The 15,818-nt window shown below is 70.7% G+C and carries 14 protein-coding genes; 3 read left to right on the forward strand and 11 right to left on the reverse strand.

What is annotated here, in order from left to right; translation table 11 throughout:
• The first annotated feature begins 88 nt into the window (after positions 1–88).
• Positions 89–1,681 carry a leucyl aminopeptidase gene (locus tag OV208_RS31335; RefSeq protein ID WP_267577609.1) on the forward strand — a complete coding sequence of 531 codons (1,593 nt, stop codon included), beginning with the start codon at positions 89–91 and terminating at the stop codon, positions 1,679–1,681.
• A 58-nt stretch (positions 1,682–1,739) separates the two neighbouring features.
• On the opposite strand, the gene OV208_RS31340 is transcribed toward OV208_RS31335, so the two are convergent.
• From OV208_RS31340 to ruvB, 6 genes are all read right to left on the reverse strand, one after another.
• Positions 1,740–2,375, reverse strand: a complete 636-nt coding sequence (locus OV208_RS31340; RefSeq protein WP_267578048.1) for a hypothetical protein — start codon at positions 2,373–2,375, stop codon at positions 1,740–1,742.
• Between the two features lie 122 nt (positions 2,376–2,497).
• Positions 2,498–3,736 (reverse strand): DUF4388 domain-containing protein, encoded by a 1,239-nt coding sequence (locus tag OV208_RS31345; RefSeq protein WP_267577610.1) that lies wholly within the window; start codon positions 3,734–3,736, stop codon positions 2,498–2,500.
• 24 nt (positions 3,737–3,760) lie between these two features.
• A complete protein-coding gene (locus OV208_RS31350) occupies positions 3,761–4,858 on the reverse strand; it encodes a thioredoxin domain-containing protein (RefSeq protein WP_267577611.1) in 1,098 nt (365 codons plus the stop codon).
• Between the two features lie 67 nt (positions 4,859–4,925).
• On the reverse strand, positions 4,926–5,870 hold the full coding sequence (gene lpxC / locus OV208_RS31355; RefSeq protein WP_267577612.1) for a UDP-3-O-acyl-N-acetylglucosamine deacetylase: 945 nt from the start codon (positions 5,868–5,870) through the stop codon (positions 4,926–4,928).
• Between the two features lie 448 nt (positions 5,871–6,318).
• Entirely contained in the window at positions 6,319–7,806 is a 1,488-nt protein-coding gene (locus OV208_RS31360) for a hypothetical protein (protein WP_267577613.1), read from the reverse strand.
• Between the two features lie 28 nt (positions 7,807–7,834).
• The gene (gene ruvB / locus OV208_RS31365; RefSeq protein WP_267577614.1) at positions 7,835–8,872 is read right to left on the reverse strand and encodes a Holliday junction branch migration DNA helicase RuvB; all 1,038 of its coding nucleotides are present in this window, start codon (positions 8,870–8,872) and stop codon (positions 7,835–7,837) included.
• Between the two features lie 118 nt (positions 8,873–8,990).
• On the opposite strand from ruvB, the gene OV208_RS31370 reads away from it, so the two are divergent.
• Positions 8,991–10,076 carry a hypothetical protein gene (locus OV208_RS31370; RefSeq protein ID WP_267577615.1) on the forward strand — a complete coding sequence of 362 codons (1,086 nt, stop codon included), beginning with the start codon at positions 8,991–8,993 and terminating at the stop codon, positions 10,074–10,076.
• A gap of 3 nt (positions 10,077–10,079) precedes the next feature.
• On the opposite strand, the gene OV208_RS31375 is transcribed toward OV208_RS31370, so the two are convergent.
• The 5 genes from OV208_RS31375 to OV208_RS31395 form a co-directional block, all read right to left on the reverse strand.
• The gene (locus OV208_RS31375; protein WP_267577616.1) at positions 10,080–11,573 is read right to left on the reverse strand and encodes an ELWxxDGT repeat protein; all 1,494 of its coding nucleotides are present in this window, start codon (positions 11,571–11,573) and stop codon (positions 10,080–10,082) included.
• A gap of 278 nt (positions 11,574–11,851) precedes the next feature.
• Positions 11,852–12,469 (reverse strand): Holliday junction branch migration protein RuvA, encoded by a 618-nt coding sequence (gene ruvA / locus OV208_RS31380; RefSeq protein WP_267577617.1) that lies wholly within the window; start codon positions 12,467–12,469, stop codon positions 11,852–11,854.
• Positions 12,466–13,044, reverse strand: a complete 579-nt coding sequence (gene ruvC, locus OV208_RS31385) for a crossover junction endodeoxyribonuclease RuvC (RefSeq protein WP_267577618.1) — start codon at positions 13,042–13,044, stop codon at positions 12,466–12,468. The genes ruvA and ruvC overlap by 4 nt, the downstream gene beginning before the upstream one ends.
• Positions 13,045–13,080: 36 nt before the next feature.
• The gene (locus tag OV208_RS31390) at positions 13,081–13,830 is read right to left on the reverse strand and encodes a YebC/PmpR family DNA-binding transcriptional regulator (protein WP_267577619.1); all 750 of its coding nucleotides are present in this window, start codon (positions 13,828–13,830) and stop codon (positions 13,081–13,083) included.
• Positions 13,831–13,930: 100 nt separating this feature from the next.
• The gene (locus OV208_RS31395; protein ID WP_267577620.1) at positions 13,931–15,037 is read right to left on the reverse strand and encodes a response regulator; all 1,107 of its coding nucleotides are present in this window, start codon (positions 15,035–15,037) and stop codon (positions 13,931–13,933) included.
• A gap of 107 nt (positions 15,038–15,144) precedes the next feature.
• Between OV208_RS31395 and OV208_RS31400 the strand changes: the two genes are divergently transcribed.
• Complete coding sequence (locus OV208_RS31400) at positions 15,145–15,804, forward strand: hypothetical protein (RefSeq protein WP_120544035.1); 660 nt, start codon at positions 15,145–15,147, stop codon at positions 15,802–15,804.
• Positions 15,805–15,818: the final 14 nt, after the last annotated feature.

The raw sequence follows: 15,818 nt of genomic DNA on the forward strand, positions 1-15,818 counted from the left end.
AGCGCTTTGCGAGCAACACGTCGCGCGTCTACAGTCGCCCCCTTCGGATCACCCTTTCTTCCCTTTTAGTCCAGGAGTCCAAGTCGCCATGCAATTCAGTCTCGTCTCCGGTGACGCCGCGCCGGTGAGCGGTGAGCTGCTCGTCATCCCCCTCTTCGAGGGCGAGCTGGTGGGTGATGCCGCCCCCGCGCCGCTGGCCACCGCCGACTCCGCGCTGGACGGCAAGCTGCGCGCCGCCGCCACCCAGGAGGGCTTCAAGGCGAAGGTGGATCAATCCTTCCTGCTGCACACGCTGGGGCGGCTGGGCAATGATCGCGTCCTGCTCCTGGGCCTGGGCAACCGCGCGCGCTTCCAGCCGGAGGTGCTGCGGTTGGCCGCGGGCCGCGCGGCGAAGACGGCGCAGCGGCTGAAGGCCACCAGCATCGCCTTCCGCGTGCCCGCCACGGACCGCGCCGAGGACGTCGTGCGCGCGGTGGTGGAGGGCCTGGAGCTGGGCGTCTATCGCTTCGACAAGTACAAGTCCGCGGCGCGCGAGGACAAGTCGCCCAAGCTGAAGAGCGCCACGATCGCGCTGCCGCCGGGCACGGAGAAGTCGCGCGCGCTGGATGACGCGTTGACGCTGGGCCTGAAGGTGGCGGAGTCCGTCAACTGGGCGCGCGACCTGGTGAACGAGCCCCCCAACGTGGTGACGCCCGTGCGCCTCGCGCAGGCCGCGCAGCAGGCCGCGAAGGAAGCGGGCCTCCAGGCGGAGATTGGCGGCCGCAAGGAGATTGAGCGCCTGAACATGGGCATGTTCCTGGGCGTCACGGTGGGCAGCGCGCAGGAGCCCCGGCTCATCCACCTGGTCTACACGCCGAAGAACGCGAAGGACGCCAAGCGCGCCCCGCTGGCGCTGGTGGGCAAGGCCATCACCTTCGACTCCGGCGGCCTGTCGCTCAAGCCCACCGAGGGCATGGTGGAGATGAAGACGGACATGGCGGGTTCGGCCGCGGTGCTGGCCGCCATGAAGGTGATTGGCGGCGTGGTGAAGCCGCCCTTCCCCGTGCACGCCTTCATTGGCGCGTGCGAGAACATGCCGTCGGGCACCGCGTACAAGCCCGGTGACATCCTCACGGCGCGCTCCGGCAAGACGGTGGAGATCACCAACACGGACGCGGAGGGCCGCCTGGTGCTGGGCGACATGCTCACCTGGGCCGGCGAGCACGAGCCGTCCGCCATCATCGACCTGGCGACGCTGACGGGCGCGTGCATGGTGGCGCTGGGCAACTACATCGTGGGCGCGTTCGGCGACGACGACGCCACGGTGAACAGCGTGCTCGACGCCGCGAAGTCCGCAGGCGAGGAGATGTGGCGCCTGCCCATCAGCGACATGCAGAAGGACGCGCTGCGCTCCGACGTGGCGGACATGAAGAACTCCGGCGAGCGCTGGGGTGGCGCCATCAACGCGGCGCTCTTCCTCAAGGAGTTCGTCGGGGACATCCCGTGGGTGCACCTGGACATCGCCGGTCCGTCCAACAGCCCCAAGGAGCGCGGCTACCTGAACAAGGGCGCCACCGGCTCCGGCGCGCGCACCCTGGTGGAGTTGGTGCGCCAGCGGGCCGTGGACATCGCGACCCAGCCCGAGCCCAAGGCGGCGCCCGTGAAGGCCGCGAAGCGCGCGAAGGCGAAGACGTCCCGCTAGTCAGCGGGATGTGAGGGGACGGGCGCACGAGACGTCTCGTGCGCACCACCCTGCCCCGCTAACGCGGGTCGCCGGGCTCCGGTTCAGGCGCGCGAGGCGTGGCGCGCACGGCCACGCTCGGCTCGGGCAGCGGACGGACGCCGGCCATCAGCTCGTCCACGCTGACCGTCACGTCGTCGGACACCTCCGTGGGCCAGGTGGCCAGCATCATCAGCACGCGGCCGCTGTTGCCCTCGCGCACGGCCACCTTGCCGCGCACGCCGTCGCCCACCTGGAAGTCGAACCCCACGGCGTTGTCCGACAGCGCGATGGGCTGCGGATCCGTGGTGGTGAAGCCCGGCTGCTGGCGCAGGCCCTGCGTCAGCCGCTCCGCGAACTGGGTGGGCGTGGCCACGCCGGGCGCCACCTGGAGCACCACCTGGGCCCCCGACACGCGGTGCCGCAGGATGACCGGAATGGCGAGCCCCTCCGGGGTCCGCTCGTTCGTCTCATCCAACTGCCACTCCGCCGTGGGCCGGACGATTTCGAACCCCAGGTCCTCGTCCACGTAGCGTCGCGTGGTGGACGCGACGCTCACGTCCTCCGCCCCGGACCCACCCGTGCCCGGCTCCGCCTTCGTCACCGCCGTCCGGGACGCGCCACATGCCGTGCTCAACAACAGCACTCCCCACCCCAACGTCCGCATCACGCCCATGTCGCTCATCCCCCGCCGGCCACCCGCCGTGGGGACGAACGTGGGCACCCAGGCAAAGGCTGACCAGGGGGACATCAGGGTGGGTGTCCGACTCAGGAAAGTCCGGCGGACGACGCTCGAGGCTAGGACAGTCCGCCCTGCAGGGTGCGGTACGTGTTCGCCAGCCGCTCCGCCACGTCCGCCGGCAACACGTTGCGCGCGGAGAACAGCGCATAGGACACGAAGGCGTCCAGCGCCTCCAGCGCCATCGCCCGGCCCACCGCCTCGCCGCCGCTGGTGGACACGTTGGCGCGCAGCCGCACCACGTCCACGCGCCCGTCCGGCCCCACGGTGACGCCCTGGTACGCGTCCTCCAGGCCCGGGGGCGGCGCCTCCACGAAGCCGCGCAGGAGGTCCACGTCCCGGCCCGCCTCGCGCAGCGCGCGGTGCACCAGTGACAGGAGGAGGTTGTAGCGCTCCTCGGCGGACAACAGCTCCCAGGCCATGCCCTCCACCGCCGGGCCCGGCGTCTGCGCGGGCTCCGCGGCCTGCACGGCCAGGTGGCCGCCGCGCACCGCCTCCTCCACCCCGCTGTAGAAGGCGTACTGGCTGCCCGCGTACGCGGCCCGCAGCGCGCCCAGCGTCGTGCCCCCGCCCAGCTTCGCGAACAGGGCCTCTTCTCCAGGCAGCGCGCCCTGGGGGCCGGGAAGCACGCGCATGTCGTCCGGGAAGCGGCGGCGCAGGCGGCCCGTCTCCTCCGCGCGCTTGATACCGGTGAGGACCAGGTCCCTCGTGCGCTCTGGCAGCTTCACCGCGTCCACCGCCGGGGCCCGCGCCTCCAGGAAGAGGAAGCTGCCTTCCTGCATCTCGAAGAGGTTGAGCACCACCTCGCGCACGACGAAGGTCATCGCGCTGTAGAGGCTGGCTTCCGACACGAGGCCCTGGGCCGTGAGCACCTGGCCAATCCGGCGCGCGGGCGTCACCTGCCCCAGCGCCGCCGACAACTGCTCGTCCGTCAGCAGGCCCAGCCGCACCATCACCGCGCCCAGGCGCTCCCACCGCTCGCTGGAGGTGGCGAACACCACCTGCCCGTCGCGGAACGCCACCGTGCGGCGCACGGAGCCGTGCTGCACGATGAGCTGGCCGGTGCGGATGCCCGACAGGATCTGGGCGAACACCTCCTCGACCGAGAGCGACCCCAGGCTGCCGGCGAAGAAGCCGGCCGTGCCATGGGACTCCGGGAGGAGCACCAGTCCCTCGGGCGCGTGGAAGTGCGCCACGAGGGGCCGGCTGGGAGAGACGACGGCGGCGAGCGGCCGCTCCAGTTCGAGCGAAGCCGCCTCACCGCTCACGCGGGGCGTGGCCTTGGGTCTGGGCGCCACCGCATCCCTCCCGGGGGTTACGAGCTACTTCTTCGCGCCGGACAGCTCCGCGTCGATGATGCTCTTGAACTCTTCGAAGGGCTGCGCGCCCGACAGCATGATGCCGTTGATGAAGAACGCCGGGGTGCCGTTGACGCCCACCTTGGAGCCGTCCGCCTGGTCCGCCTTCACCTGCGCGGCCTTCTCACCGGAGTCGAGGCAGGCGTTGAACTTCGCGGCGTCCAGCTTGAGGCCGGCCGCGGTCTTCTTCAGGTCTTCCACGCCCAGCGCCTTCTGGTTCGCGAAGAGCGCGTCGTGCATCTCCCAGAACTTGCCCTGGTCGTTGGCGCACAGCGAGGCCTCGGCGGCCTTCTGCGCCTGCTTGTGGAACTCCAGGGGGAACTGACGGAACACCACGCGCACCTTGTCGCCGTAGGTCTTCGTCACCTCGTCCACCGCCGCGTTGGCGCGGCTGCAGAACGGGCACTCGAAGTCGCTGAACTCCACGATGGTGACCGGCGCGCTCTCCGGGCCCTTGGCGGGACCGGTGGCCGCGACCTGCTTGCGCTCCACGGGACCGCGCGCGGGCTCGGGCAGCTCGTACTTCACGTTGGCGCCCTGGCGCAGGGACTCGAAGAACTTCTGCGCGGCCTCCTGCTTCTGCTGGCCGGACAGGAAGTCGACGATCTGCGGCTTCATCTGCTCGTAGGTCGCGCCGGGGGGCAGCTGGCCCTTGGCGCCGTCGAAGACCTCCTTGATCTTCTCTTCCGGAGGCGCGGGGATCTTGTCGTCGATCTCCGCCTTGAGCAGCTGGTCCTCGGTCAGGCTGCGCTTGGTGGCCTCTTCCTTCACCAGACGCTCCGTGACGAGACCTTCCAGGCCGCGCTTGCGCAGCTGGTACTTCTGCTTGTCCAGGTTCGCCAGCGGCTCCTTGATGCGCTCGTTGAGCTCACCGAAGGTGACCTTCTGACCGTTGCCGAAGGTGGCGACCACCGCGTCCGGCCCCGGCTCCGCGGCATTTCCTGCCTGGGCCTGGGCGGCGGGCGCCTGGGTGGTGGCCGGCGCCTTCTCCTTGTTGCAGCCGGCGGTGAGGGATGCCGCGAGGAGGGCGGCCAGGGCGAGGCGAGTAGGACGCATGGACATAAGTCGCCGACTTAATAGAGGAGCCCTGGGCTGGCAAGGAATTGCCAAACCCTCACGTCAGGCCACTTCAGGCGACCAGCGGCTCCAGCTCCAACGCACCCGCGAGGCTTGCGCGACCCGGCTCACGCCCTTCCACATCCCGGCGGCGCGCGGTGACGATGTCGAAGCTGGACGGGTCCGCCAGCACCTTGCGCACCAGCTTGTGGTTGAGCGCGTGGCCCGTCTTGAACGCCGTCATGTGGCCGATGACGGGACGGCCGAACAGCGACACGTCGCCGATGGCGTCCAGGATCTTGTGGCGCACGAACTCGTCCGGGAAGCGCAGGCCGTCCGGGTTGAGGATGGACGCCTCGTCCACCACCACGGCGTTCTCCAGCGAACCGCCGCGCGCCAGGCCCAGCGTCTTGAGCTTCTCCACGTCGCGCAGGAAGCCGAAGGTGCGCGCGCGGGAGATTTCGCGCGAGAAGCCCCGGTCGTTCACGTCCACGTCGAAGGACTGGCCCTGGATGACCGGGTGCTCGAAGTCGATGGTGCAGCTGATGCGGAAGCGGCGGGCGGGGGTGATGGACGCCTGCTTGTCGCCGTCCGACACCGCCACGCTCTTCTTGATGACCAGGTACTCGCGCGGCGCGTCCAGCTCATGCGCCCCCGCCTCCATGATGGCGTGCGTGAAGGGCGCGGCGCTGCCGTCCATGATGGGGACTTCGGGTCCGTCCAATTCCAGACGCACGTTGTCGATGCCCATGCCCGCCAGGGCCGACATCAGGTGCTCCACCGTGCCCACACGCACACCGTCGCGGCCCAGGGTGGTGGCCAGCGATGTGTCCACCACGTACTCCGCCAGCGCGGGGATGCTCACCGGCCGAGGCAGGTCCGTGCGCACGAACACGATGCCGTGCCCCGCGGGCGCGGGCTTCATCGTCAACGTCACGGGCGCCCCGGAGTGGAGGCCCACACCCCGGCAGATGGCCGGCTGGGAGAGGGTGCGCTGGGAGTCGGTGAGCTGGAGCATGTCGGTGTCGCCTCTAAGGACTGCTTCGTACTGACGCACGCAGGGTACGGGCCCGTCCGACCTTTCAACGGGGTCTGACGCACTGCACACAGGAGCAATCAACATGCCACCAGCCCGTGACACAAGCGCTTCCCAGAGGAGGAGCGCGGGGTGGGCCAACCCCCTGGAAATGCTGGCGCGACAGAGCCAAGGGCGGCGGACGTCAGGGCCCGGGGCCCCTGCCACCCTCTTGGGAAACACGACACATCCCCATGCACCGCGACAGCCATGTCCGGAAATCACCCTTCGAACCCCGGTTTCTGCCAACGCGTCACGCGCCAACCCGGAGTGTGTGTCGCCCAAGCGACAGGGCCGGGTCTCTATCGCAGGCCAGTGCCCGGAAGCAAACGCATGCCCGGGGCTCACCGGGAGTCCGGGGCTTGACTGAAAAAAGGACTGTGCGGGTGGGTCAGCGCGTCGCGGGCGGCAGGAAGCGGTCGCGCAGGGCTTCCGCATCCGGCCGGTCGAAGCCGCGGCCCTGGAGGAGGGAGCGGCGGCTCACGGCGTGGAAGGTGGTTTCCAGCGTCTGGGAAAAGCGCCGGAGGTCTTCGGCGAGGCGGCTGCGGATGCCCGGGCCTTCGGGGGGCCAGGGCAGTTCGACGAGCAGCGAGGTGAAGCGGTCGAAGGCGTCGTAGTCCGCGTAGCGCAGCAGCTGGTAGCCGCCGTCGTGGAAGTAGTCGAGGAACGACTTGAGGGCGGCCAGGACGCGCTCGGCGGCGGGCACGTCCTCGGAGCGCAGGTGCCCTTCCGCGGCGCGGCACAGCTGGGCGTACACCCACAGGTCCTTGCGCAGGCGCAGCGCGGCGTCCTGGGCGCTGGTGAGGTGGGCGAAGGCCTCCTCCCCCAATGAGCCGTTGGGCGCGAGCGCGTCCACGAGCGCGACGATCTGCTGGCGGAACAGCGTGGTGAAGGCCTCCGCGGCGCGCAGGGCGGCGGCGGGGTCGCGGTCCAGGTCCACCATCACCTCGCGGGCGATGCGGTCCGTCTCACGGGCCAGGTCTCGCGCGGCGCGCAGCGTGGCGGCCTGCAGCGGCTTGGAGCCGGCCTTGGGGGACAGCTCGGTGTGCAGGTAGCTCGCGACGGCGGCGGCCTCGCCGCGCACCAGCGACAGGAGCACGCGCACGCGGCGCGGCACGGGCGGCTGCGTCTCCGGATCCACGTGCGTCAGGTAGTGCAGCACGCGGAACAGGCCCAGGAACGCGGTGGTGTAGAGGGGCCGCGTGTCGGCGGGCAGCGCGCCCAGGGTGTCCAGCAGCCGCACGGAGCGCAGCCGGTCGTACTCGACGCGGAACTCCAGCGGGCGGAAGGGGCGGAAGTAGCGGTTGAGGACAATTTCCCGCAGCGTCAGCTTGCCCACGTCCTGGAAGAGCGACAGGCCGATGAGCGGGAGCTGGAGCAGGTTGTCGAGCAGGTTCTTGAGCGCGTCGAACGCCTCGCGCACCACGAAGAGGCTCTCCGGCGGGGTCTCCTGATCCAACTCTTCTTCAATCAACAGCCGGCGCACGCGGTCGTCCGCGAGCTGGGTCTCCACGTACTTGCGGAAGACCATCTTCGGGTCGCTGTCCGGGTCCTGGAGGTGGCGCGCCACGCGCACGGCGCGCTCCATGGCGTCGCGCACGTCCGCCAGCTCCTCGTGGAAGTCGCGCGTGACGAGCGGCCGGGCGCGGGCATCCACCACGGCGTTGTGGAGGTTCAGGTAGCGCTCCACGGCGCGCAGCCACATCTCGAATTCGAAGAGCAGCTCCTCGCGGCCCTCCACCGGGACGCCGCGCAACCAGCGCTCGCGTTCGGCGAGGAAGCCCGCGCGCGTGGCCTGCGAGGCGCGCATCAGGTCGCCGTAGAAGTCGCGGGGACTGGAGAGGACCGTGGGCACGGAGGGCGCGGAGGCTTGGCTCATGGCGGCGGGTTCGCGAAAGGCGTGGGGGCTAGAAGAACGTGCCCTGGGGTGAGCTGGGGGGCGGCGTCTTCTTGAAGTACTGGTAGGTGCGCAGCGTCGCGGTGCGGCCCCGGGGCGTGCGCATGAGGAAGCCCTCCTGCATCAGGAAGGGCTCGTAGACGTCCTCGATGGTGTCGCGCTGTTCGCCCACGCTCGCGGCGATGGTCTCCACGCCCACCGGGCCGCCGCCGAACTTCTCCACGATGGTCAGCAGAATCTTGCGGTCCATCGCGTCCAGGCCGCTGGCGTCCACGCCCAGCCGGCTCAGCGAATCGTGCGCCAGCTCGTAGGTGATGCGGCCATTGCCCTCCACCTGGGCGAAGTCGCGCAGCCGGCGCAGGAGCCGGTTCGCGATGCGGGGCGTGCCGCGCGAACGGGTGGAGATTTCGCGGCTGGCGGCGCGGTCCAACGGCACGCCGAGGATGCGCGCGGAGCGGTCGAGGATCTGCTCCAGGTACTTGGGCTCGTAGTACTCCAGGCGCTCTTGGATCTGGAAGCGGTCGCGCAGCGGGGAGGTCAGCAGGCCCGTGCGCGTGGTGGCGCCAATCAGCGTGAAGGGCGGCAGATCAATCTTCATCGCGCGGGCGGCGGGCCCGGTGTCGATGGTGATGTCCAGCCGGAAGTCCTCCATCGCCGGGTAGAGGTATTCCTCCACGGCGGCGTTGAGGCGGTGGATTTCGTCGATGAAGAGGATGTCCCGCTCGTTGAGGTTCGTGAGCAGGCCCGCCAGGTCCCCCTTGCGCTCCATGGCGGGGCCGCTGGTGACGTGGATGCCCACGCCCAGCTCGTTGGCGATGAGGTGCGCGAGCGACGTCTTGCCCAGGCCAGGCGGGCCGGAGAAGAGGCAGTGGTCCAGCGCGTCGCCCCGGGCCTTGGACGCGGCCACGTAGACCTTGAGCTTCTCGACAACGGCGCCCTGGCCTACGTACTCGTCAAAGGAGCGAGGGCGCAGGGAGGCTTCCAGCCGGATGTCTTCCGGCTGAACATCTCCCGAGAGGGTGTCATCGGACTTCCTCGCCATCGCCATTGCGACCCTATACAGCGAAGGGGCCACGTGTCGCTCCCCTTCTGGCGGCCAGGAAGGGAGCACACGCCGACCGGCCAGCCAGGGGGTCAATCCCCCCTGCCCCAAGGGAGTCGCGTCCATGAGCCTCACCCCCTCACCGTTCCGCCCCCTGCCCTTCCTCCCGGAAGCGCACACCGAGCGTTCTCCTGGACAGCGGTTGCAGAAGCTGCGCCGCGCCGCATTGGAGGCCCGCGAAGCGTTCGTGCGCGAGGGCCCGGTGGCGGCGGTGGCGACGTGCGACCTCGTCACCTTCCCCTACCCCACGCTGTTCGCCTTCAGCGGGGCGGCGCTGTCCCCAGCGCCCTACGTGATGATGACCAACCGCATGCAGGTGGTGCAGTTCGCGGAAGGAGGCACGGGCCAGCGCCGGACGCTCCTGTTCAACCCCACCGACTACGAACGGGGCTACGCGGCGCCCTTCTACCGAGCGCTGCGCGAGCGCTACGGCGCGTTCCTCTCCGACAAGGTGATGACCACCCGCCACGGCACGGTGCAGGGCCACCTGGAGTCGCTGGGGCTGACGCCGTCGGACGTGGACTACCTGGCCTTCGACCACCTGCACATCCAGGACCTGCGCGGCTGGCTGGGTGGCGCGGGCACCCCGGCCGTCTTCCCGCGCGCGAAGCTGCTGGTGCAGCGCACCGAGTGGGCCATGGTGAAGCACCTGCACCCCATGCAGTGCGTGTGGTTCGTGCCCGGAGGCACGGAGGTTCCGGAGGACCGCGTGGTGCTGCTGGACGGCGACACGTGGCTGGGCCAGGGCGCGGCGCTCTTGAGCACGCCCGGGCACACGCAGGGCAACACGTCCCTGGCCGTGGCCACCGCGAACGAGGTGTTCGTGGTGAGCGAGAACGGCGTGAGCACGGAGAGCTACACGCCGCTGCTGTCGCGCATCGCGGGCGTGCGCCGCTTCGCGGAGCAGATGGGTTGGGAGGTGGTGCTCAACGGCAACACGCGCGAGGACTCCTTGGGGCAGTACGCGTCCATGGTGGTGGAGAAGCTCTTCGCGGGCCCCTCCGCCGTGGACGGGGCGTTCGTGAACTTCCACCCCTCGTCGCTGCTCACGAACCACCTGCTGGCCCCCGGCCTGGGCCCCACCGTGGTGCTGCCCGCCCCGAACACGGGCGAGCTGCATCCCACGCCCGCGGTGCGGCGCGCGGCGTGAGCGTCAGTCGCCGAAGCGGCCGCAGCGGCCCGCGTTGAGGAACGGCAGCGCCCAGGGCTCCTCGCCCTGGTCCGGGTGGGTGGCGACGAAGAACACGTAGCTTCCGGAGCGCGCGAACCCCCGAGGGTTGGAGCCCAGGTGCGCGGGCGCGATGTCGCGCAGGGACTGCACGCGACCCGAACCGCCGCCCGAGTACCAGGCCTCGCGGCCCCGCGCGGCCGTCGCCGCGGAGAAGAAGAGCCAGCCATCCGTCGCCGCCAGCGCGGTGGGAGCGCTGCCCACGGGCCCGGGTTCCAGGTCCTGCACCAGCACCGTGCCCTGCGACGTGCCGTCGGTGCTCCACAGCTCGCGGCCGTGCACGCCGTCGTCCGCCGCGAAGTACAGCCGCCCGTCCATCGCCGTCAGCCCCGACGGCAGCGAGCCCTCGGGCCCCGGGTTCACGTCCTTCACCCGCCGGGTGCCCAGGAGCGTGCCGTCGCTCTTCCACAGCTCCCCGCCGAAGAGCTGGTCGCCGGGCTCGCCGAAGAAGCCCTCCGCGCCGGCCATGAAGTACACGGCGTTGCCCAGCGGCGTGAGCTCCGACGGGTAATCCCCCGCGAAGTGCCGCAGCGGGAAGGTGAAGAAGGGCGCGCCCCATGACACCCAGAGGTCCGCTTCGCCCTGGCCCCCGTCCACGAGGAAGAAGAGGCGGTCGCGGCCCACCGGCGTCAGCGAGAAGAGCACCGTCTGCGCCGGGCCCCGGAAGTACACCTGCGCGGTGCCGGAACGCCCCCCCGTCACCCACAGCGTCACGGACGTGTCCCCGTACGCCACCAACGCCAGCCGTCCGTTCCACTCCGTCAGGTCGTCCAGGAAGAGCGACGCGGGCCCGGGCGCGAACTCCTGCGCGAGCTGCGTGCCCGAGGCCGTGCCGTCCGTGCTCCACAGCTCACGGCCGCGCACGCCGTCCTCCGCGGTGAAGTACAGCCGCCCGCCCACCACCGTCAGGTTGTCCGGCGCGCTGCCCGCCGCTCCCCGGCGGATGTCCGCCACCAGCACCGTCCCCTGGGACGTGCCGTCCGAGCGCCACAGCTCCGGCCCGTGCACCCCGTCGTCCGCGACGAAGAAGAGCCGTCCCCCCACCGGCGTGAGGAAGCGCGGCGTGCTGCCCGCCCCCCCGGGCCGCACGTCCTTCACCCGCCGCGAGTCCCGTTCGTCTCCATCCGTCACCCACAGCTCACGCCCGGAGGCCCCGTCATCCGCCGCGTAGAAGAGCTGCCGGCCCACCGCCACCAGCGACTCCGGACGCGACCCCTCCATGCCCGGCTGGAGATCCCCCACCGAAAGGGGCGAGCGTCCACAGGGCTCAAGTCCACCGCTCCCCGGGGCAGCCGCCTCTACCGCCGACGACACGTCCCCCAGCGACTCCGCTTCCCACTCCGTCTCCGGACCGCACCCCACCCCGAACCCACCGGCGAACAGCAGCACGAGGACCGGCACTCCACGCCACGCCTCCATCACACGCCTCCCCAGGGCAGTGCGACCCATCCGCGGACCACCGCACCTGCACTGTAAATTGATATTTTTGTTGGAACGAGCCAGCGGCCCAGACGCTGGCATCGCTCAGGAGTGTCGTGAGGTCGTCGGCGTGGATCGCCGTATGGCGCGCGGCCAACGCGCGACCCGTCATGCGGACGACGTCCGCGGCTTCGTACGGGAATAGGACTTGCGCGGATTTTCAGAGGATTTCGTGTCCTCGGATGCGCCGCGTCTCGCCCTCGGAGGCGAGGCTGTGTTCAGGGGGTGGAGCGCAGGACCTTCATGGACTCACGGAAGAGCACCTGGAAGGAGGCGTCCGGGCCCAGCCGTTCGGTGACCACGTCCGCGGCCTTCTCCGCCTGCGGCTGCTTGTAGCCCAGGTTGAGCAGGGCGGAGATGAGGTCGGCCTTGGTGCCGGACGGGGCGGCGGGCATCGGCGCGGCGGTGCCGCGCGCCACGGCTTCGGTGTGGATGTTCTTCACCTTGTCCTTGAGCTCCAGGACGAGCCGTTCGGCGGTCTTCTTGCCCACGCCGTGGATCTTCGCGAGCCGGGCCACCTCGCCGCGCGCCAGCGCCGCGATGAGTTCCCCTACCTCCATGCCGGACAGCACGCCCAGGGCCATGCGCGGGCCGATGCGCGACACGCTGTTGAGCAGCTGGAAGAGCTCCTCCTCCTGCACGGAGAGGAAGCCGAACAGGTCGAAGGCGTCCTCGCGCACCACGGTGCGGATGCGCACGTCCACCGCCTGGCCTTCCGCGGGCAGCTTGCCCAGCGCGATGGAGGAGAGGTTCACGCGGTAGCCCACGCCCTGCACGTCGATGACGGCGTCCTCGGCTCCCTTCTCCAACACGTTGCCACGCAGACGGGCGATCATCGGGCCTCCGGGCGCTTGTACGCGGACGACAGCCGGTCCGCGAGCACCGACGCGGCCCCCTTGCGCTTGCCGTTCGCGGGCGCCGACGCGCGGGGCATGCCCACGCGGAAATGGTTGAGATGGCACAGCGCGACGGCGAGCGCGTCACTGGCATCCGCGCGCTCCAACGTCGCTTCATCCACGCCGAGCAGTGTCCGCACCATGCGCGCCACCGCGTCCTTGCCGCCCGCGCCGCTGGCGCCCACGGACTTCTTCACGCTCGCGGGGGCGTACTCGTGCACGGTGAGGCCGGCCTGCGCCGCCGCGAGCAGCGCCACGCCGCGCGCATGGCCCAGCACCAGGGCGCTGCGCGCGTTGCGGTGCGTGAAGAGCCCTTCCACCGCCACGGACTCCGGCTGGTAGCGCGCGATCGCGGCGCACAGCGCGGCGTGCAGCTCCTTCAGGCGCTCGGCCAGGGGGGCGCCTTCGGGCACCTTGATGACGCCGTGGCCCAGATGCACGAGCTTGCCCTTCTTCTCCTCCACCACCCCGAAGCCCATGAAGCGGCTGCCAGGGTCCACGCCGAGTACGCGCACCGGCCCGTTCCTTTCCCACGCGCCCGAAGAGGGGCGTTACGCGGACAGCGACTGCATCAGGGACTCGTCGATCTCGAAGTTCGCGTGCACGTGCTGCACGTCGTCGTTGTCCTCGAGCGCGTCCATCAGCTTCAACATGCGCTTCGCGTTGTCGCCTTCCACCTTCACGGTGTTCTGCGGCACGAAGGTCCACTTCTGCTCGCCCAGGGGCAGGCCCGCGGCCTCCAGCTTCGAGCCCACCGCGTGCAGGTCCGCCGGCACGGTGCGCACCTCGAAGCCGTCCGGGCCCTGGTCGACGATGTCCTCGGCGCCCGCCTCCAGGGCCTGCTCCATCACCTGGTCCTCGCTGGGGCCGGGCTTCACCACGATGACGCCCTTCTTGTGGAACATCCAGCCCACCGCGCCCTCGGCGCCCAGGTTTCCGCCGTGGTTGCTCAAGAGGTTGCGCACGTCGCTGGCGGAGCGGTTCCGGTTGTCGGTGAGGCACTCGATGATGAGCGCGACGCCGCCGGGGCCGTAGCCCTCGTACGTCACCTCCTCGTACGACGCCCCCTCCAGCTCGCCGGTGCCCTTCTTGATGGCGCGGTCGATGGAGTCGCGGGGGATGTTCGCCTCGCGCGCCTGGCCCATGGACACGCGCAGCCGGGCGTTGCCGGAGGGGTCACCACCGCCCAGACGCGCGGCGACGGTCAGCTCCTTGATGAGCTTGGAGTAGAGCTTGCCCTTGGTCGCACCCATCGCGGCCTTCTGGCGCTTGATCTTCGACCATCGGTTGTGACCGGACATGGCGGCGGCTTCAGCTCACTTCGGCTCGGAAGAAGGATGGGCCCCGGGAGGACCCACGTCCCCGGCCTTGTGCCCCGAGCAGGCCGCCCGAGTCAAACGCTCACGACGCCGTCGGCTCGGGGTCGGAAGCCGGCGCATCTCCCGTGAGAGGGGCGGGCTCGAACAGACGTGGCGGGCCGGCGGACTCCCGGGCGCGCTCGCGCTCCTCCACGAGGACGGCGGGCACCAGCACGCCCAGCATGAACAGCCGGGTCGCCGCCTCGTAGGCCAGCGCCTCCGGGAAGCGGCACTCCAGCAGCATCGCGCGCACCGTGCGCCGGCCGTCGAAGAGCCGCACCACCTGCTCCACGTCCTCGGGCAGCGTGGGCAGCTCGCGCGCCAGCCGGTTGAAGTCCACCGTGAGCCGCGCCGCCAGGGGCAGGCCCCGGACGCGCAGCACCTCGAAGCGCTCCGGGTCCGGCACCACCTGTTCGCACAGGTACGCGCGGTCCATGGAGAAGGAGCCCCGGTGCAGCTCCGGCCCGAACGTCACCGTGTAGCCGCCCGCGCCGAAACACAGCAGGCGCCGGAACGCGAGGCTGCCGCGCTCGCCGTGGAAGGACGCGTCCACCAGCAGGCCGTGGCGGAACGTGAAGGCGCCCGTGTCCTCGGACAGCGTCACCCGCCCTGAGCGCACGCCGGCCAGCAGCGCGCGCACCAGGTGCACCAGCGGCAGCATTCCGGTGTGCGCGTCGTAGACATCCTCCTCACCGCGCCGTCCCGCCTTGAGCCGCGCGAGCACCGCCACGTCCCGGGCGTCCACCGGCTCCACCAGGTATTCGTCCGCGCCCACGCCCGCGGCGAGGTCGCGGTGGAACTCCTGCTGATGGCGCGCCACCAGCAACACCGGCAGGTGCTCCACCTTCGCGTCCGCCCGGAGCAGTCCGCAGAGGCTGAAGCCGTCGCCGTCCGGCAGCTCCGCGTCGATGACCACCAGCCGGGGCAGCGCCTCCGGGGAGGCCAGTCGCGCCAGCGCGTCGCGCATGCCCTCCACGTGCACGGGCTCGAAGCCCTCCGCGCGGAGCGCCTGCATCACCGCCGGCCGGGACACCTCGCCCACCAGCAGCACGGAGCCTCCTGCCACCTCACCCGACAGGTCGAGTGCGGAGCGACCTCCGGCGGGCGTGGAGGATGCGGACGGTGGCGCGGCGTGCAGGTAGGCAACCATGGATTCCCTATTCTTCCAGGGAATCAAACCGAATGCACAACCCGCCCCCAAGTCCCTGGAATCGTTGGGTTTTGGCCATCGTGTTTCCCAAGCTAGGGTGCGCGCCCATGACGCGCCTCGTCCTGCTGCTGACCTTCCTCGTCGTGCCCGCCGTGTCCTCCGCCCAGGACTCCGGGCTCGCGTTCTCCAGTGATGACCCGTTGGGCTCGGTGGTGGCGCCGGTGATGCTGCCGGCGGGCGCCACGGCGCTCTATGGCTACACGGGCGCGCCGGAAGTGGGGGTGGGCTTCCGGCAGGGCATTGGCGGCTTCGAGATGGAGGCGCGAGGGCGCTTCGACTGGTTCAAGCTGGGCGCGTCGCTGGAGGTGCTGGGCCGCAAGGAGGTGCTGCGGCGGGGGGCGTTGCAGTTGGCGCCGTCGCTGGGCGTGGGCCTGGTGCTCAATTCGGGCGCCACGTACATGGACGACGACAACTTCTCCGGCGTGCTGGTGCGCATCCTGCCGGGGCTCGTCGCGGGCTACCGGGTGGCGGACACCGTGGTGCTCCTGGGCCTGGTGGACCTGCCCATCGACCTGGGGCTCACGGGCGACAAGCAGCGGCGCTTCCAGGCCCTGGGCGGCGCGGGTGTGGAGGTGTACCTGGGCAGCGGGCTGTCGCTGCTCGCGGCGGGGCAGCTGGGCGTGGAGACGTTCCAGGAGCGTGCCGGCGCGGGGCACACGCGGCTGGGCTTCAACGCGCGCGTGGGCCTGGGCACGCGTTTGTTCTGACAACCTGGAGAGTC

It is taken from the genome of Corallococcus sp. bb12-1, assembly GCF_026626765.1.
Lineage (GTDB): Bacteria > Myxococcota > Myxococcia > Myxococcales > Myxococcaceae > Corallococcus > Corallococcus terminator.